The sequence below is a fragment of the Novipirellula caenicola genome, from assembly GCF_039545035.1.
Taxonomy (GTDB): domain Bacteria; phylum Planctomycetota; class Planctomycetia; order Pirellulales; family Pirellulaceae; genus Novipirellula; species Novipirellula caenicola.
Genome location: NZ_BAABRO010000002.1, coordinates 446396 through 465130, shown reverse-complemented (window position 1 = coordinate 465130; position 18735 = coordinate 446396). Strand labels below are relative to the sequence as shown.

The window sequence follows — 18735 nt, the reverse complement described above, 5'->3', positions numbered from 1 at the left end:
ATGAATCGCGATTTTGGCGGGAACGCCAGAGCGTGAACAACGATTTTTGAGCGGGTTTTGCGTCCAACGCATAGGGGCTCGGCTAGCCGACGATCGGCGGGGGCGAAGCGGATGACCGGCGGGGGCGAAGCGGATGACGAGAAAACGTTGGCCCGCCAATTGCTCCCGAAAAACTTGGTTGAAGTAGACGCCTGTGATGGCGAGTTAATATTTTGGTATGCAGCTTATGAGCAATGTCGCCGACCCCAAGCCCCCTCATTGCGTGATCGCGGATGATCTGCGGGCATCCCGTGAACTGCTGCGCAGTTGGGTCGCCGAATGTGGGTATGAATGCACGACGACATCCAATGGCGAAGATGCCTGGGCCGCGGTCAAAGCGTTGCAGCCGCAATTGATCGTCACCGATATTGAGATGCCGGTCGCCAGCGGACTTGATCTGCTTTGTTCGCTGAGACATCACCGATCCGAGCAGATCAATTCGATTCCTGTGATCGTCATCAGCAGTTTACAGGACGACGACATCCGCTCGTTCGTGCAAAGTGCTGGCGGTACCGTCTTTCTGACCAAACCGTTAGAGAAAACTCGCACCCAGCAAATTGTTCAGCGGTTGGACCAGGAAGCGAGCGTGGTCAACCACGATTTTCAATACACCGTTCACGAGCAACCTTGGCCGAATAAACGAATTTCGCCAACCCTTCGCCGTCTGTATCGCGAAGTCCAAGAGAACGGCCCCAAATTCAGCTGATTTTGCCGATACAGCTTGGGCAACGTGACAGAAAGACTGATCACAACCTTCGCGTCGCCCCCGCCGCTCGCTTCTCGGTTGCGGCCTCCGATTCGATAGCGACCGCCATTTCACAGCGGCCTTCACAACCGCGGCATGGTAAATGCGTTTATTGCCACGCCAAGCCACCGCGGTGATATTATTGCATCGCTGTGTCGCAATTTCTTAAATCTGTCGCTCTCATCTACAGGGTATGGCGGTTGACCAACCAACGTGATCGCGAATCGGCCACCGGTCGAGTTTTTTTCAGTTTAGGCACTGTCTCGATGGTGCTGGCGATGCTGTATTTCGGCAAGCCCGTATTTGTTCCGATCGCGCTGAGTGTGTTGTTGGCTTTCATATTAACACCCTTGGTCAGCGTTTTGGAAAAATGGAAGTTGGGACGATTGCCTGCCGTCTTGCTCGCCAGCGGGTTGGCATTCGCAATTATCGGCATGGCGATGTGGGCTTTGGTGTCGCAAGTTCAAACGTTAGCCGTTGATTTGCCGAACCATCAGCAAGAGATCAAGAGCAAACTCGAATCGTTTCAGCTTCGCGAGGATTCGACCGTCAACCGGCTGTCCAACATGTTCAATGAACTGTTTCCGACGCCAGGTGCGGTGGTGGAACCCGATTCGCCGGACGATCCGATTGCGGTGGTCGAGGAAGTCACGGCTCCGCCGCCAACGATTGTTGTGGCCAGTGAGCCTGAAAGTCCGTTTACCGCTGCCACCGAGATCTTGCTGCCGGTCGTCGAGCCGATTGCCAATGTCGCCTTCGTGATCGTGTTGGTGATGTTCCTGCTGCTTCGCCGCGAAGACATTCGCTATCGGCTAATCTCGTTGATGGGGGATGCCGCGCTAACGGGGACTACGCGGTTAATGCGAGACACCGCCGAACGCGTCAGCAAGTATTTGTTGAACCTGTTGCTGGTCAATGCCGGTTTTGGTTTGTGGTTTGGCGTCGGGTTGTATTTGATGGGCGTTCCCTACGCACCGCTATGGGGATTCTTGACGCTTTGTTTCCGATTCATTCCGTTCCTGGGTAGTCCCGCGTCGGTATTGTTTCCCTTGCTGGTCAGCGTGGCGACATCGACGGGATGGACGCAGCCGATTGCGGTTTTGGTGTTCTTTACTGTCAGCGAACTGGTGACGGGCAACGTGATTGAACCCGTGCTCTTCGGCAAAACGACGGGGCTGACGCCAGTCGCATTGTTGGTTGCGGCACTTTTTTGGGCCTGGATTTGGGGACCTGTCGGTTTGTTGTTGTCCACTCCGCTAACGGTTTGTTTGGTGGTGCTTGGGCAACACCTGCCGCACCTGCGTTCGCTTAAGGTGCTGCTTGCCGAGCAACCGGTATTGGATGCGCGTCTACAGTTCTTTCAGCGTTTGCTGGCTCAAGATTTCATGGAGGGACGACGGGTCTATAAACAATACGTCAATGAATTTGGACAAGAACGTGCTTTTGACGAAGTGTTGATCCCTGCGCTCAGCTGGACACGGATCGAGCGAGGCAAGGAGTCCATCAGTGCCGCAGAGGAGCAGTTCATTTGGAGGGCGACACGAGATTCATTTATTCTTGACGATAAAAAACATTCGGACGCGTCGGAGGAAGTCGCGGTCGTGGAAAACAAATTAACCGATCCTGAGGATCAGGGGAACGATGAGGCGGCGGACCATGGCGATCCGGGTACCCTGAACACGCGACGCCGACGGCTGTTCGGTCATCCGGTCCATCACGAGTCCGAAGAAATTGCGTTGGCGATGTTGTCACAGTTGGTTGGCAATGATTGTGAAGTCGAATTAAGCACCACCAAGGAGTTGCCTTCACAGGTCGTATCAAAAATTTCCCGCAGTCAACCGGATGTTGTCGTCTTGTCGGTGCTACCACCAGGCGGATTGCCCCAGTTGAAATACATGTGCAGCGAGATTCGTGCAAGCCAACCGACCGTTCCGATTGTGGTGACCTATCTGGGCAAAATGAAAGATTATGACGAGTTATTGGTTCGAGTTCGCGAAGCCGGTGCAAGTTATCTGACGACCTCGTTGTCACAAACGAAACATCAGATCGACGTGCTGTTAAAAGAGATCAATCAAGCCGACGTCAATGATACCGTTTGCGATCGTTCGCGATCGACTGAATCACCAAAGTCCAACGTCGAAGAGGCCTCTCATGTCTCGTGATGACCTATTGGATGTCGTGTCAAAATGGGAACGCTGGTTGGCTCCGGTTGGTCTCGTTACCGCTTTGGCATTTTTAATTGGCACTTCGTGGATAACGTACCGGAATGTCCAACGTGCGGCCGAGTCGGCGGATTGGGTGTCGCAGTCGCGGCAAGTGCTTGCCGTCACCCATGGTATTCGTGCCGAGTTGAGTCAAGCGGAGTCGGCGGGCAGAGGTTTCTTGCTTTCGGATGACGAGATCTACCGCGAGCAATTTGATCGTGCGATTGCCGCAGCGGTGCAGCAGCAATCGAAATTGAAACAATTGACGCTCGACAACCCAGAGCAGAAGAAGCGTGTTGGATCGCTATCGGATTTGATTGAACCCAAGATCCAATTGATGCAGCAATTCGTGTTGTCTCACACCAATCCAGATCCCGACAGTATCGCAGCGGCAGCGGTGCTGCGTCTGGGGACGCAGCAAATGACCGACATTCGTGAACTGGTTCGCGAGATCGAGCAAGCGGAAGATGAATTGCTCACCCAACGCAGCGACATGCTGAAGCATCGTCTGACGATCACCCGCATTTCGTTGCTGCTATCGACCTTGCTCGCGTCGTCGTTGGTGTTGGGAACTTATTATCTGCTTCGTCGTCATTGGCGTTTGAAAACTTCGTCTGCGGACATGTCGCGACGCCATGTTCGTGAAAAGGACGAATTGGCGCGTTACAACCAACGGCTCTTGGAATCCACTGGCGAAGGAATCTATGGAATTGATACCGATGGGATCTGTACGTTCATGAATCGCGCGGGGGCATTGATCCTAGGAGGCAACCCAAGTGATTTTTTAGGCAAAGACATGCATGAATTGGTGCATCATACCACCAGCGATGGAGATCCCTATCCGGTGACCGATTGCCCAATTTACAAATCGTCGCGTTCGGGCGACGGATGTCGTGTGGACGATGAATTGTTTTGGCGGCTCGATGGCAAGTCGGTACCAGTCGAATATTCGTCGTTTCCATTAAAGAACAAGGATGTGGTCGAAGGGGCGGTGATCACGTTCAACGACATTACGTCGCGGTTGCGATCACGCCAAGAATTAGAACGCGCCAAAGAATCCGCCGAAGCGGCGAATGAATCAAAGAGCCAGTTTTTGGCAAACATGAGCCATGAGCTTCGAACGCCGCTGAACGCTGTAATCATGTACAGCGAGCTACTGGCCGAGGAGGCCGAAGATCAGCAGGTCCCCGAATTTATTCCTGATCTAAAACGGATTCGTTCCGCCGGGAAACATCTGCTCGAACTTGTCAATGGCGTGCTCGATTTGTCAAAAGTCGAAGCGGGCAAGATGGAGCTGTTCCCCGAGTCGTTCGAAGTCGCCGATGTGATCGATGAAGTCGTTGCGACCGTCGAAGCGCTCGTTGAAAAGAATGATAATCGATTGCAAGTCGATATCGACCAGGATGTTGCAACCATGGTCGGTGACGTCGTGAAGTTACGTCAAGTGCTTTACAACCTATTGTCCAATGCAAGTAAGTTCACCGAAAACGGACTGATTCGCTTGCACATCTCACGTGACGCTGACAACAAAATGGTGCGTTTCGCGGTCAGTGATACGGGCATCGGGATGACGTCCGAGCAACTGGCCCAGCTGTTCCAGCCGTTTGTCCAAGTCGATGCGTCGACGACGCGAAAGTATGGTGGGACAGGGTTGGGGTTGGCGATCATCAAACGCTTTACCGAATTGATGTGCGGAAGTGTGGATGTAAGTAGTGTTCAGGGCGAAGGCACGACATTCACGGTGTTGCTACCCGAAAATCTCGACAAAGTCGATGTGGCCAAAGCAGCCGAGCAGCGGGATGAAGCCGCGGCAGTGTCTGAAGCGGTGACGACACGGCAAAGTACGCCGTTGGCGGAAGGTGCGAGCGTTGTCTTGGTGATCGACGATGATCCGGCAATCCGTGATATCTTGACGCGGGTGTTGGTTGCCGAGGGGATTCGTCCGGTCACCGCCGCCGATGGGGCAGAAGGCTTGGTCCGAGCCAAACAGTGTCATCCCGACTTGATCATCTTGGACGTGATGATGCCCAAGGTGGACGGATGGTCCGTGTTGGCGTCATTGAAAGCGGACAATGAACTCGCCGACATTCCGGTGATCATGCAGTCGGTCAAAGACGATCATGATTTAGGATTCATGCTTGGTGCTTCAGAGTACTTGGTCAAGCCGATTGATCGACAAAAACTAGTCTCGATGTTGCGGCGATACATGCAAGACGATCCGTCCTATGTGTTGTTGGTCGAAGATGACGACACCACTCGCCGCGCCGTCGCACGCACGCTCGAGGACCAAGGGTGGCGAGTGATCCAGGCTGGCAATGGACGTGAAGCACTGGATTGTGTTCGTGGCGAAACCCCGGCGGTCGTGCTGCTCGATCTGATGATGCCAGAGATGGATGGATTTGAATTTTTGGAAGTCGTGCGAGCGGATCCGCAGTGGATTTCGATTCCCGTGGTTGTCCTGACTGCGATGGAATTGACCAGCGAGGATCATGCTCGGTTAAACGGCAGCGTCGAGCGGATTTTAGCCAAAGGATCGCTGAGCCGCCGCAAACTGTTAGACGAAGTGCGTCATTTAGTGACGAATTTGGCCCGTCGTCCCCATAAAACGGCCGTTGAAACCGAGTCGGCACAAGAAAAAGAAAAACAACAACCCACGGCGCAGTAGTTGCCTGTATAGCCAATCACGCGGGAATAATCGCCGTCGAATTGAGCAAAGGGCAACCGATCCGCTCCGACAACCAACCTCATAAAGGAACGAAACGATGCCTCGTATCTTAATCGTTGATGATAACGACGATAATCGTGATGTCTTGAAACGTCGGCTCGAACGACGTGGCTTTGACATTGTCACCGCCGGCGGCGGCAAAGAGGGAATCGAGCACGCGCAAGCCGATAGCCCCGACGTGATTTTGATGGACATGAATATGCCCGAGCTTGACGGGTGGGAAGCGACCAAGCAGATCCGCGAGCAAGGGATTACGGTGCCAGTCATTGCATTGACGGCGCACGCGATGGCGGGTGATCGCGAGCGAGCGATCGAAGCGGGGTGCACCGAATACCACACCAAACCGGTCGAGATGGACAAGTTATTGGCGTTAATTGAAAGCCTGTTGAGCGTTTCCTGAGTTACCGTTTCCTGAGTGCCAATTCATTTCTAATGAGAGTTTTATGATGTTACGCGTGGATGTAGGAAGTGACCTCGTTTATGAGGTTCGTTCTCCGAGTACGTTTCTGTTGCAAATCACCGCTGCGACCACGGCGCATCAGAGCGTGGTTTCCGAGAAATTAACGTTCGATCCCGAGTTGAGCGTCGAGCAGTATTGCGTTGGCGACGGAGGCAATCGCATGCACCGGATCGTCGTGGATCCGTGTCAATTGACGGTCAAGTACCGAGCCACTGTCGAATTATCGCCCGAAGTCGATCGGTCGACCGAGGTGAATGAGTCCAATGTGTCCGAAATGCCACCCGACGTGCTGACGTATTTAAATCCAAGTCGATATTGTGAGAGCGATCTGTTGTTGCGTTTTGCGTTTGAGGAGTTCGGCAGCCTTGAACGCGGGTTTGGACGTGTTCAGGCGGTCTGCGATTGGGTGAACCATCATCTCGATTACACTCCTGGCAGCACCAATGCGACCACGACGGCGGCCGACGTGTTGGTCCAGCGGACCGGGGTGTGTCGTGACTATGCCCATCTAACCATCGCACTGTGTCGCGGTATCGGCATCCCGGCGCGTTACGTTGCTGGATACGCCGTCGATTTGCAGCCCCCAGATTTCCATGGATTCGTCGAAGCCTATCTTGGCGGACAATGGTACTTGTTTGATCCGACGCGATTGGCCCCGATCAGCGGTCTTGTACGCATCGGGGTCGGACGCGACGCGGCGGACGTGTCGATTGCGACGATTACCGGCAACACCAATTTGACATCCCAAAAAGTATGGGCGAACACCGCCGCAGACGTGCAGAAGGCAACCAACAGCGAGCAGCCTCCGGCGGTCTCGACCGCATGATGCGACACCGCCGACCGGATTGTTGGCAAAGCGAGAATCCTTGAGTCGTGTCGATCCGTCCTCGGCCGATAGGGCATGTGCTAGACGTCCTGTTCTAACCATGATGCCGTGGCTCCGGTGCGAGTCGGTGCCGCATCGCGTCACCCCCGGTTCTCTGACCAACATCGTTTTCTGATCGCTGTTGTCTAAAACGGTGTGCTTTCAAAAATTGCTTGCTAGCTTCGCTGGCAGGGGTTACTGCGGCGGAAAAGGATGTCCGGCCAGTGCACTTCCTTTGCTCCTGACAGAGTGAATTTCGTAGCAGTGCGTCGCGGGGGAACACGCAGCACCGCTACGAAATTCGATGGCGTTGGGCCATCGCTGCCATGATGGTTCATGTGCGGCGGAGATCCAGTTTGATTGATTTGCACACATCCATTGCGGCCACCGAGCCTTTGCTTCGTTTCGGATTGCCGTAACGTCGGCGGAGATGGGCAACGTTTTCGATTCTCGCTCAAACTCGGTACGCCAATTGCAATTGCAATTCAACCACAACGAGCCCGATGTGTCAGCGAATCATCGGGGCGAAATGTTAGCAATGGCGACCACGCTCGCGACTGCGACATCAACAGAACACCCTCTTTTAACACAGGTGCCCGTCATGGTTACGAAGCAAGAAATTAGCGGCAAATGGAATTCGATTACCGGAGCCGTCAAGAAGAAATATGGACAGATCACTGATGACGAATTGAGCCAAGTCGAAGGCGACACCGATCAATTGATCGGGTTGATTCAACAGAAAACCGGCCAAGGACGCGAGCAGGTTGAAGCGTTTCTAAGCGAGGCTTGCCAAAACTGCGATTCACACTCGGGCAACTTCTCGGAGATGGCTTCGGAATATGCCGAAACCGCCAGCGAAACGTTTCGTGAAGGTTACGAGCAAGTCGCTCGGCGAGCCCGCGAAGGCTACGAACAATCGGCCGAAGTGCTCGCACAGCGTCCGCTCGAATCGGTGGTTGCTGCGTTAGGAGTCGGTTTGATTACTGGAATTGCGATTGGGATCTCAATCGCCAGTCACCGTCAACCCGAACCTTCGTGGCGTGATCGCTGGTCACGCTAGGTTTCGTCACGTCCGATGGGCTGCACAAGCGACTGATAGCGATCGCGAGTCTCGGCCATCTCGTTCACCCTTTGACCGTTTTCCCACACAAACTTCAATGAAGGATCTTATCCATGAATTCACCGACAATGCGTAGCGAAACGTCGACCCGACGTTCAGAGTCGACTGCGTCACCCGGCACCCAGGCTGCCGCTGAAAAACTGCAGCAGTGCAGCACTCATTATGTCACCGAGCCTGCCAAAGACATCATGGGACGGCTGAGCGAGTACGCACACGAAAAACCCGATGTCGCTGCGATGTGGTGCTTCGGGTTGGGCTTGATCGTGGGTTGGAAGTTGCGAGGCTAAGCCAGTAAACAAGCGATTTCAAAAGCGTTTTCGCTCTTCGAGTAAGTCGTGTGACCTGATGGGGTTGCACGACTTTTTCTTTTTTTACCCCGGTCTTTTTGTGCTTTGTGACGGTTCGAACGAGGCCGCCGATGGCATCGATGGTGGCAACGGCACAACGTTTGCTTTTCGACTTGCTTTTAGTCGCATCGTCCCCATTCGTTCGGCGGTGTCCGAGGTCTTTCAACCTAGCTTCGTCCAGTTTTCGGCGGATGGGGTTGGCAGCGATGGCAAAGGCCTTTGTGCCCCTGCGGAAGGTGACGATTCAAGACGGTAGAATCAATTACAACCCTAGCAAATTCATAAGCAAACAACGCAGGACCAGCAAATGCCTCTTTCTATCGGACAGCCGCAAACGACTTCGTTTGCCAAGCGGGCGTTTCATGTTTTCAAAGCTTGGATGAAGCAGCCTACCCAGGTTGCAACGATTTGTCCTAGCTCGCCGTTCTTAACAGAGAACATCGCGGACCGCGACAGCGTTCGCAGTGCATCGTCGGTTGTCGAATTGGGACCCGGCGCCGGTGGGACAACGTTGGCGCTGCTGTCACAAATGCGACCTGACGCTCGGCTGTTGGCGATTGAAAAAACCGATGCCTTTCGCGAAGCGCTCGACGAGATTGCGGATCCAAGGTTCACCTCTCATATCGGCGATGCCACCGATCTTATTGCGGTGCTTGAACAGCATCAATTTGCAAATCCCGATGTGATTGTGTCGGGCGTCCCCTTTAGCGCCATTCCTCCGATCATCGCTCAGGACTTGGTCCGAGCGATCCATCGAGTGCTCAAGCCTGGCGGCGAATTCATCGCCTATCAAGTTCGATCGGATGTCGAGCGATTTGCACGTCCACTGTTCGGGCCTGCGGAAACGGAACGGATTCCGATCAACATCCCGCCATTGACGGTGTTCACATGGCGAAAAATTGAAGCACCGATTCTCACCCGGGACATCGACACTCGAGACATTGCCTAGGCTCTGAAAGCCGTACCGGAAGTCGCGGGCGGCTTGTTGATTTCGTCGAACGACGGACTTCCTAGTCCGTCCAGTACACCATTGACGGACTAGGAAGTCCATCACGCACCCCATGCCGCAGGAAACTTCACTAAATCAACAGCCCGTCAAGACTTTCGGCAGCATGGCAGAACCGATCGGGAAATCGAGAGTCTTCACGAACGCCGCTACCAAGTTTCCGCCTCTGATGCGTTCTCGGACAGTGCCTGCTGGAAGCGAGTAGACCCATCGATCGGCGGGCGTCGTTTTAGCATTTGGTGGTTTCTAAGTCCGTCTTCTTGCTTGCGGTTGAATCGCCGTCGACCAAGTTGCGGGGTTAGCGAGCAGAGAAAGGGGGTTTTAAGAGCGAATTGAGAAAAATTGATCGTTAACTCCCAATCGCCACCACTTGGCACGGTGCTTGCAAAAGGAGTGTTTAAAAACCGGACTGTTGCTTGTCGAATCACCGTTTGTTTGTGCTGCCGGTCACCAACGAACTGTTGGAAAATAAAATCATGATTAAGAAATTTGCGAGTCTTACAGCGGCTTTGTTGATGGCGTTTGTCACCGTGGGTTGCGATGTGGACAAGACCGAAGAAGGTCGGATGCCCGACCTCGACGTGGACGTCAGCGGCGATCCGGGCAAAATGCCTGCCTACGACGTCGAAGGTCCCGATGTGGACGTTTCGATGGAGAAAAAGAAGGTCGATGTTCCGGATGTGGATGTGAACATGAAGGAAAAGGAAATGTCGGTTCCCGACATCGATGTTAGCGTTCCCGACGACAACGAATAGACGACGGTTTGATCCAAGCCGCATTGGCGTCATCGTGATCGCGTCGTATTCACATCGGCCCCTTGATTACGACGTTTGCAAACGGCATGTGATTACGGCCACATGATTGCTTTCGGGCGGTCATCTTTGCGGATGACCCGGAGGCTGACAATTTGAAGGCACTGCCACGCGTGGATCAATTTTCAGTTGGTTCACGCGTTTTTTATTCTCTCACTCCCAATCACCGTCGCGAGTGTCGCATGTGCGGCAGCGTTTTAGGTTGATCAAGGTTAGAAGTGGACTCCAGCGAGGACCTGCGCAGCGGAACTGCGGCCTATGAAAGCTCTCATCGTTACATGGACATCTCGTATCCGCGATAGCTATTGGTTTGTCCCTTCGGTTCTGGCCGTCGGGGCGTTGGTGCTTTCGTTTGTTACGACCGAGCTGGACAATCATTTCGGTTCCGAGTGGCTCGAGGAAATTGGTTGGCTTTACGCAAACGAACCTGCCGGAGCCAGGGCGGTATTGTCAACCGTCGCCGGATCGATGATCACCGTGGCTGGAGTCACGTTTTCGATGACAATTCTGTCGATCTCGTATACGACATCCCAGGTTGGCGCTCGCCTACTGAACAACTTCATGCGAGACCGCGGCAACCAGATCACGTTGGGAGTGTTTATCTCAACGTTCCTATACTGCTTGATGGTTTTGCGTACGGTCCGCAATGCCGAATCGGCGCCGGGCGGTGATATTGCTGAGCAAGAATTGGCGTCGGCGTTTGTGCCACACATTGCCGTCATTGTCGGGATCATGATGGCGGTTCTCAGCGTCGCGGTGCTGATCTACTTCATTCATCACGTCCCCGAAAGCATCCATGTATCGAATATTTTGGCGGGGATTGGCTGCGATTTGAACCGACAAATTGAGCAGCAATTTCCTGCTCGCGTAGGCGAACCGCACGAAGACGTTAGCCAACGGCGTGTCGATTCCAATCTTCCGCCATCGTTTTATGAAACCGCCAAAACCATTCGTGCCAAAGGATCAGGGTACGTCGAGTTTGTTGATACCGACGGGGTGATGGAGATTGCCGTCGAGCACGATTTGGTCATTCGCATGCGTTTTCGTGCGGGTGACTTCATCACGCCAGGCAATATTTTGATGTTGGCATCACCGGCGTCACGTGTCAGCGACGAAATTGTTGACCAATTAAGGGCAACCTATATTTCTGGGGCCCAGCGGACTCCGAAACAAAATCTTCGGTTTGTTTTCAATCAGTTAGTGGAAGTCGCCGAGCGAGCGCTATCACCAGGAGTGAACGATCCGTTTACGGCGATCAGTTGCATGGATTGGCTGCAATCCGCACTCCAGCATCTGGCGGAACGTAAGATGCCCGATGCCTACCGCTATGATTCGGATCACCGGCTGCGGATCGTGGCTGAGCCTGAGACATTTAGCGATTTTGTCTCGCTGGTGTCGGATCAATTGCGACCGTACGTTGCGGCGGATCGCAACGCGTCGATTCATATGATGGAAATGTTTGCCAAAATTGCGTTATCGGCGACCAGCGATTCGCATCGACGGTTGCTGGTGCGGCATGCAGGAGCTCTGCGGCGAGAGTGCAAGCGAGCGTTGAGCGACCAACGCGGGATGAAACTTTTGAACGATCGCTACCGCTCGATGGTGTGGTTGCTTCGTGATCCCGTGTATCGCAAACAGGTGCTTGATACCGGGAATTGGGTCGGCGGTCGAGCTTAACCGGACCCAGCAATTGCGTCAGATTTGCTGTCTCGGCATCCCGTTTGCATGGTAGTGGTGGTGAATGAATTCAACGCACCCCTGCAAGAAAAGGAAGCGCCCGATGGCTATGACAACCAGCGAAACGATACTTCAAACTCTGAAATCCGGCGACCTCGAAGAACTCGCTTCGGTCTCCGCGAAGCCGTGCGTTTCGATCCTGATGCGTACTCATCGATCGGGACCCGATACCCAACAAGGGCCCATTCGACTTAAAAATCTTCTCGGTGAAGCCAGCAGAAAACTGAAATCAGCCGATTTCGATGATGCGATCCTGGATCAGGTCAAGCAAGGTGTCCGAGAAAGTAATTTTTGGCAACATCAAGGCGAAGGGCTGGCGATTTTTCTTACGCCCGATAAGTGCCAAATGTTTCGCTTGAATCGCGAAGTGGACGATATCGTCCACGTAGGGGAAACGTTTTTATTGTTACCCTTGATCCGCGAACAAGGCAAACGCGATCGCTATTTTGTGCTGTCGTTGACGTGGGACGAAGCGAAATTGTTCCAACGCCGTGGCGAGTCGCTCGAGGTGATTCAAACCGATTCGCTCCCTGCCAAATTTGATGATCTGATTTTGCCGCGTGACCCCGAAGTCAGCTTGCAGAACCGTAGCCATCAAAGCATTGGTAATTCCGGGGGCTCGTCCACCGCGATGTTCCACGGTCATGGCCAAGGCGAAGGCAAGATCGAAGCGGATCGCGAGCACTACTTGTCATTGGTCGGCGAAGACGTTGTCGGCGCGATGTACAACACGGGTTTGCCACTTGTGGTGGTTGCAACCGACGAGGTGATCGGCCACTTGCGAGCGGTCAGCGACGTCAGTGTGGACGCCAAAGTGGATGCGAGTCCATCGCAGTGGAGCGAAGTTGAGCTTCGCGACCAAGCACACCAGGCGATCGCCCCGAAATTGGAATCATCGCACGATCAGTTCAAAGAGCGATTTGGCACCGCATTGGCACAATCCAAAGGATCCAACGACGTCGCTGATGTCTTGGATGCGGCGAAGAACGGCCGGATCGATGCGGTGATGATTCGCGACGGAGCACGCGAACTGAACCGTGTGAATCAAATCGTGATCGAAACGCTGCGAAACGGTGGAGACGTTTTCACCGAGCGGGATGGCGATTCAAACGACGAAGCCGAGGTAGCTGCGATCTTTCGATTCTAGTCGTCGCAGCTGAAATCGTATTTTTCGGAGACTCGCAAAAGAAGAGGCAGGGAGAATGTCGCGAGTGTTTTCAACTTCACCAACCCATTGGGTGACCCAAATGCAAAATCAACGAACGCTTGTTTTTTTCTTTGCCTATATTGCCTTGGCGGTAGCCGCCTTGGTAACCGTACGTGCCGACAGTCCGCCGCAAACCGCAGCCGCGGTTCCCGACGGGACGCCCAGTCGGATCAGTGATTGGGCTTTGGCCGGAGTGATCTGGAGCGACGCAAGTTTGACGCAGCGATTGGCGATTGAAGCGGCGAAACAGGCGGAAACGCCTGAGCAAGCCGAAGAACTACGCAAAATTGCTCGTCAATCATCACAGTTGATCGAGGCGTTAGAGGCATTTGGATGGCGTCATGTCGATCGAACGGCGCAGCAAGGCGTCAGCGATTCGGTGCAGGATCGTAGTCGTGACTCGGAATCGACGGCGTTGCCTAGTCCCGAAGCGGTGGGCAAAGCAATCGCGGACTCGCTAGATCCCGTGGTCGGGAACTCGTCGCCGGCAACGGAGCGTCGCTCTGCAAGCACGCAGCAATCCCGACCCGATGCCGCCGCCAATCCCGATGCGGCCGTCTTGCCCGAAAGCATCAAGCGTTTTGACACCGAAACACCAGTCGGTCGCGATGATCCGGGACTTGATGACGAGTTAACCGGACCGGCAACGCGATTGGATGTAGCACCCTATCGCGTGGATGACTACATCGACGAAACGGGCGCCGAGTCTCGTAATCGAGCCGACGCGATCGAAGATGGTGTCGAAGGTGCGATCGCGGCCGCCGCAGGCCGTCGTGGTTTACATCGTCCTGCGTCGGATCGGATCAGCGAACGAGAGGTGATGACCCGTTCGGCTACCCTTCCATTTGCTGAAGATTCGATCTACGACAGTGACGATTTCGACCCGGATATCGACTACAACATCAATAACGCTCGCCCCGTGGTGGGTGTCGATGCCGAAGGGGATCGCGATGACGATATCGATTTAGACGACCCTGCAGAGGTGATCAGCGGTGAGGACGAAATGATCGCAGACACCGCACGACGCAACGCCACGGGCGACACGACCAGCGTGCCGGCCGCGACCGCGGCCAGCCCATCGACGGGCACAACTCGGACGAACCTTGATCGCTATACCAGCGAGCGAATGGAGCATCTATCGGATGCGAATTGGGTCCAATTCCACCTGGATGCAAATCAGGCGGTTTGGCGACAATTTACCAACGCAGACAATGTGGTTCGCCGTGCTGCCGATGCGGTCGTCAAACTGAAGGCCGACGTCAGCGTGGCCATTCGAGCGACCAGTGATCCTCGGCTTCGCGAGATCCTGAGCGTGGTTGCCGACTAGTTGTCTCAGGCCTGAAATGACTTCGTCGCGTGGCCGATCGGTCACGCGATTTCTTTTACTTACAACATCACTCCTCGTTGCGACCGAGAACGTCGCACGAATCCTTTCGTTAAAACTTATGAACACGATAAAATTTGTTGCCACCGCAGCATTGATGATTGGCAGCTTGGGTTGTCAAAGCGAACCAACCACTCCACGAGAAGAGGCAGAGCAGGCGCAAGAGAATCTCGAGGCGGCACGTGAGCGCGCTGCCGAGATTGTAGCGGAATCCGAAGAGGAAGCAGTCGACATGATTGCCGACGCACGCGAGGAAGCGGCCGCGGAAGTGCGTGACGCTAAAGAGAAGGCCAAAACAATGGTGCAAGACGCGGAGGAAGAGTTAACGCTAAAGCTGAATGAATTGAGCGAACCCAAGGTGGATGCCAAACAGGAACAGGTCAAAGGCGTCGACGACATCCAACCCCATGCACCGCCAGCTGAATAATCGCCTGGCTAGGTCGGCCAAAACGCCGAGCCCGATAACCGATTTGTCGTAGCGGAAGCCGTCAACGGCTTGTTGTTTTAGTCGTACGATGGACTTCCTAGTCCGTCGAATGCGCCGTGGATGGACTAGAAAGTCCATCATACACCCCTTGCCGCAGGCAACTTCAATAAATCAACAAGTCGTCAAGACTTTCGTTCACCCTGCAGATTCACCAGCAAAACGCGTAATGTCGTCTTGATTTATTCCAAGTGCAAATCGCGCCGGTGAGCCGTGGGCCGTAAGGCACCGGGTATCGCGTGGGACCCGGCCGCTGACGCGTCGCGGCTCAATAAATCAACAAGTCGTCAACGGCTTGTTGTTCTAGTCGTACGATGGACTTCCTAGTCCGTCGAATGCGCCATGGACGGACTAGAAAGTCCATCTTACACCCCTTGCCGCAGGAAACTTCAATAAATCAACAAGCCGTCAAGACTTTCGTTCACCCTGTAGATTCACCAGCAAAACGCGTGATCTCTTCTTGATTTATTCCAAGTGCAAATCGCGCCGGTGAGCCGTGGGCCGTAAGGCACCGGGTATCGTGTGTAGGACCCGGCCGCTGACGCGTCGCGGCTCACTAAATCAACAAGCCGTTGACGGTCTGTTGATTGAATCCAATACCTCAACCGCGTCCTGCACCTAAACGCTTCGCAGCGACGCTCACTTGACTCGCATCCCGCTGCCGTGCCACAGCACTTGCAAATCATGCTCGCTCCACAACTCCAGACCAACCGATGGATCACCGATCAAGATACTGCCGTCGGGACGTTTGCCGAATGCGACCACCGAGTGTCCCAGACCGGGGATCCAGCCCCACTGGTCTGCATAACGCCGGTCCTCGACACCAAACGGCAGTTCGACTGCCAGCAGGACGGGCCAATCATCCTTTTCAAGCAGTTCCGCCTGAGTTTCATCAAGCACTTCGACAGTTCGGTCGTGCTGTTGTGCAATCAGCTTCACACCGCGATACAGTCCAAGCGTCGGAGTGCCACTGGAATCGGTCAAACACAGCGGAATCATTTGTGATTCCGTCACATCGATTCCTTCGGCGCGAAACAGCGTTGCGGCAGCCGCCGGGCTGCACGTCGCCCAGGACGTTTGCATGGCGACGCCGTTTGCCCAGTCATTGCCGCCTTCGGGTGGTGGACGCACCGCAATCGAAAGAAGAGGCCAATAGATCGCCGCCAAAGCGCTGAGCGACAATAACGTGGCAAGGGATCCGCGACGCCAGCGAGGCGTGTTGGGAAGCCGCCACGCCCATCCCGCTGCCAACGCAGCAAAGATCGCGGCAAAGTTGGTGTAGACAATCGCGGCTGACGACGGTACCAGTTTGGCCCAGAAAAGTTGGCCGGATCCATACAGTAGAAAATAAACCATCGCAAACACGGCCAGCGTTAGACAGAGGATGGTTCGCTGCCCTTTGCTCGAGTAGGCATAGAAAGCGGCAAACAATCCGCAGCCTAACGCTATTACCGTCATGACCGCGATCGCGATCGTCAAATCAATCGCCATTGGTTTCTCGCGCCGCCTCATTGTGCTCAATCAATCGTTCCGCGGTTTCTTCGCGATACCGTTGGGTTGAGGTCTCATGAGGCGGTTCGGCGGCATCGTCCGGGCCGTTTTTAAGTGCTTCATCGCGAGTAGGGTGCGATACACCGTGCACGGTTTGAACATTCGGCGTGGTCATCGTAACAACAAATCCTTGTAGTGAAAGTCAGTCGCATTGTGGCTGACTTTCGAGTCATGAAATGGGGAATCAATGGTCGAGTTCATGGGAACTCGACCTTGCAGGCAAAGTGAAGCAAAGAGCATGCCAGAGTTCCTGAATCGGTCGTAATGACGAGACGCTCAAGCACGTCGATCGTGGCAAATGAAAATGGTCAGCAGGTCATTGCAATAAAAAAGTGGCAGCCAACCATATTGGTTTTTGACTTAACCGATATTTCTTTGTGGGAGCCTGGGAGCCTGGGAGCCTGGGAGACGTCGGCAGGACAAAACGGCATGCCGAATGCATGAAATCGATTCAAACGGGGGCGGTCGCTGGGGCATCGCGATCAATGTTGGCTGCGAATGCTGGCTGCGATTTCACTCGTTCTTTTATTCACATTGTCTTAATCGCTCGATTTTAGTCCTACTCAAAATGCACCACGGTTACCTCTGCCGCCATCGATTTCGCGATTACATCCTCGTGCTGGGGATGTCAGTTCTTTGTGCGTCGGGGGCGTTCGCTCAAGATGCACCGTCCTCGGACACCAAAGACACAAGCGAACCACCGCCAACGATCGAAGTGGAAAATGTCGTCGAAGATTCGGCGATTGCATCGCGGCTGAGTCGGATTTTTGAATCATCCGGATGGTATCGTGATTTGGACATTCAGTCCGATAACGGCATTGTCACCATTGCGGGCGTGGCGGACACCGAAGAACATCGCGAGTGGGCGGGCAGTACGGCAAGGCGAACTCAGGACGTGATCGCCGTGATCAACAAAATGGAAGTCGATAGTGCGGTCGAGTTCACATCGAGCAAGCAGGTCATCACGGAAAGTTTGAATGAATTGTGGCGTGATCTGTTGGTGCGATCGCCGTTGTTGATTGCCGCTGCAATCGTGTTGGTCGCGACGTCGCTGCTGGCGAAATTCGTGGGTTGGTCGATCGTTCGTATCCTCGACAACCGAAAACTGCGGACCAGTTTGAAGGATCTGGTTTACCAATTGGTCTCGATCGCGGTATGGATTGTCGGCATCTTGACGGCTACCGTGGTCGCGTTTCCAGGGATGACGCCCTCCAAGGCGTTAACGGTACTTGGGTTAGGATCGGTGGCGGTCGGATTTGCGTTTAAAGACATTTTTGAAAACTTCTTCGCTGGCATCTTGATCCTGTGGCGTTACCCGTTTGATCGTGGTGACTTTATTACTTGCGAAGACGTCACCGGTCGAGTCGAGAAGATCACCATTCGCAACACGTTGATTCGTCGGCTGGACGGTGAATTGGCGGTCGTTCCCAATGCGAATCTGTTCAAAAGCACGGTGGACGTGTTGACGAACCAACCGCAGCGACGCGTTCGTATCATTTGTGGTGTGGCCTATGACGAGAACGTGGATCAGTCCCGCGAAGTGATTCGCAAGGCGGTGCAAGGGTGTGAATCGGTCCAGGGGGTGCGTACCGTCGAAATCTTTGCCCAGGAATTTGCCAGCTCGAGTGTGAACTTTGAAGTCGCATGGTGGACCGGATCCAAACCGTTGGAGATTCGGCGAAGTCGAGACGAGGTCATCGCCGCGATCAAACGTGAACTCGATGATGCAAAAATCGAAATTCCGTTCCCTTATCGCACCTTGGTCTTTAAAGATGCAGAGGATCGAAATGGGCTTGTTGACCGCCGTTCGGTCGAGTCGGCTTCGGATCAACCCCAGCAAGAGCAGTTCTGATCAACAAGGGGCTGAAGACAATAGGCCCCAGTAAAAAAAAGGCCCAGATACAGGAAAGCTCGAAAGCGAACTGGTCCTGCTAGGCATTAGTAACGAGCGGAGGGGCCAGCCTGCAAAAGGGTGGGGGTTCACTGTTTGTTTGGCAATGACGTCATCTGCTGAATGCAAATCTGCGGATCGGCGGACGATGGGGTTGG

General features: G+C 54.2%; 16 protein-coding genes. 14 read left to right on the top strand and 2 right to left on the bottom strand.

Features of this window, described 5'->3' with window-relative positions; all coding sequences use genetic code 11:
• Positions 1-226: 226 nt before the first annotated feature.
• The 13 genes from ABEA92_RS05725 (at position 227) to ABEA92_RS05665 (ending at position 15078) form a co-directional block, all read left to right on the top strand.
• Positions 227-745: a response regulator gene (locus tag ABEA92_RS05725; RefSeq protein WP_345682845.1), complete on the top strand. Its 519-nt coding sequence runs from the start codon at positions 227-229 to the stop codon at positions 743-745.
• Positions 746-984: 239 nt separating this feature from the next.
• Positions 985-2946 carry an AI-2E family transporter gene (locus tag ABEA92_RS05720; protein ID WP_345682844.1) on the top strand — a complete coding sequence of 654 codons (1962 nt, stop codon included), beginning with the start codon at positions 985-987 and terminating at the stop codon, positions 2944-2946.
• Positions 2936-5653, top strand: coding sequence for a response regulator (locus tag ABEA92_RS05715; RefSeq protein ID WP_345682843.1), 2718 nt, complete (start codon positions 2936-2938; stop codon positions 5651-5653). Before ABEA92_RS05720 ends, ABEA92_RS05715 begins: the two co-directional genes overlap by 11 nt.
• Positions 5654-5750: 97 nt before the next feature.
• Entirely contained in the window at positions 5751-6113 is a 363-nt protein-coding gene (locus ABEA92_RS05710) for a response regulator (RefSeq protein ID WP_345682842.1), read from the top strand.
• A 43-nt stretch (positions 6114-6156) separates the two neighbouring features.
• Positions 6157-6999, top strand: coding sequence for a transglutaminase-like domain-containing protein (locus ABEA92_RS05705; RefSeq protein WP_345682841.1), 843 nt, complete (start codon positions 6157-6159; stop codon positions 6997-6999).
• Between the two features lie 640 nt (positions 7000-7639).
• Positions 7640-8098, top strand: a complete 459-nt coding sequence (locus tag ABEA92_RS05700; RefSeq protein ID WP_345682840.1) for a CsbD family protein — start codon at positions 7640-7642, stop codon at positions 8096-8098.
• Positions 8099-8211: 113 nt separating this feature from the next.
• Positions 8212-8445, top strand: coding sequence for a hypothetical protein (locus ABEA92_RS05695; protein WP_345682839.1), 234 nt, complete (start codon positions 8212-8214; stop codon positions 8443-8445).
• A 367-nt stretch (positions 8446-8812) separates the two neighbouring features.
• A complete protein-coding gene (locus ABEA92_RS05690; RefSeq protein ID WP_345682838.1) occupies positions 8813-9454 on the top strand; it encodes a class I SAM-dependent methyltransferase in 642 nt (213 codons plus the stop codon).
• 533 nt (positions 9455-9987) lie between these two features.
• Positions 9988-10266, top strand: a complete 279-nt coding sequence (locus ABEA92_RS05685; protein WP_345682837.1) for a hypothetical protein — start codon at positions 9988-9990, stop codon at positions 10264-10266.
• Between the two features lie 315 nt (positions 10267-10581).
• Entirely contained in the window at positions 10582-12000 is a 1419-nt protein-coding gene (locus ABEA92_RS05680) for a DUF2254 domain-containing protein (RefSeq protein ID WP_345682836.1), read from the top strand.
• Between the two features lie 103 nt (positions 12001-12103).
• The gene (locus tag ABEA92_RS05675; RefSeq protein WP_345682835.1) at positions 12104-13207 is read left to right on the top strand and encodes a baeRF3 domain-containing protein; all 1104 of its coding nucleotides are present in this window, start codon (positions 12104-12106) and stop codon (positions 13205-13207) included.
• A 100-nt stretch (positions 13208-13307) separates the two neighbouring features.
• Positions 13308-14594: a hypothetical protein gene (locus ABEA92_RS05670; protein WP_345682834.1), complete on the top strand. Its 1287-nt coding sequence runs from the start codon at positions 13308-13310 to the stop codon at positions 14592-14594.
• Positions 14595-14712: 118 nt separating this feature from the next.
• The gene (locus ABEA92_RS05665; RefSeq protein ID WP_345682833.1) at positions 14713-15078 is read left to right on the top strand and encodes a hypothetical protein; all 366 of its coding nucleotides are present in this window, start codon (positions 14713-14715) and stop codon (positions 15076-15078) included.
• A 696-nt stretch (positions 15079-15774) separates the two neighbouring features.
• Here the strand turns inward: ABEA92_RS05665 and ABEA92_RS05660 are convergent.
• The gene (locus ABEA92_RS05660) at positions 15775-16626 is read right to left on the bottom strand and encodes a cysteine peptidase family C39 domain-containing protein (RefSeq protein ID WP_345682832.1); all 852 of its coding nucleotides are present in this window, start codon (positions 16624-16626) and stop codon (positions 15775-15777) included.
• Complete coding sequence (locus ABEA92_RS05655) at positions 16616-16801, bottom strand: hypothetical protein (RefSeq protein ID WP_345682831.1); 186 nt, start codon at positions 16799-16801, stop codon at positions 16616-16618. The genes ABEA92_RS05660 and ABEA92_RS05655 overlap by 11 nt, the downstream gene beginning before the upstream one ends.
• 510 nt (positions 16802-17311) lie before the next feature.
• Here ABEA92_RS05655 and ABEA92_RS05650 point away from each other — a divergent pair.
• Positions 17312-18538 carry a mechanosensitive ion channel domain-containing protein gene (locus ABEA92_RS05650; RefSeq protein WP_345682830.1) on the top strand — a complete coding sequence of 409 codons (1227 nt, stop codon included), beginning with the start codon at positions 17312-17314 and terminating at the stop codon, positions 18536-18538.
• The last annotated feature ends 197 nt before the right edge of the window (positions 18539-18735 follow it).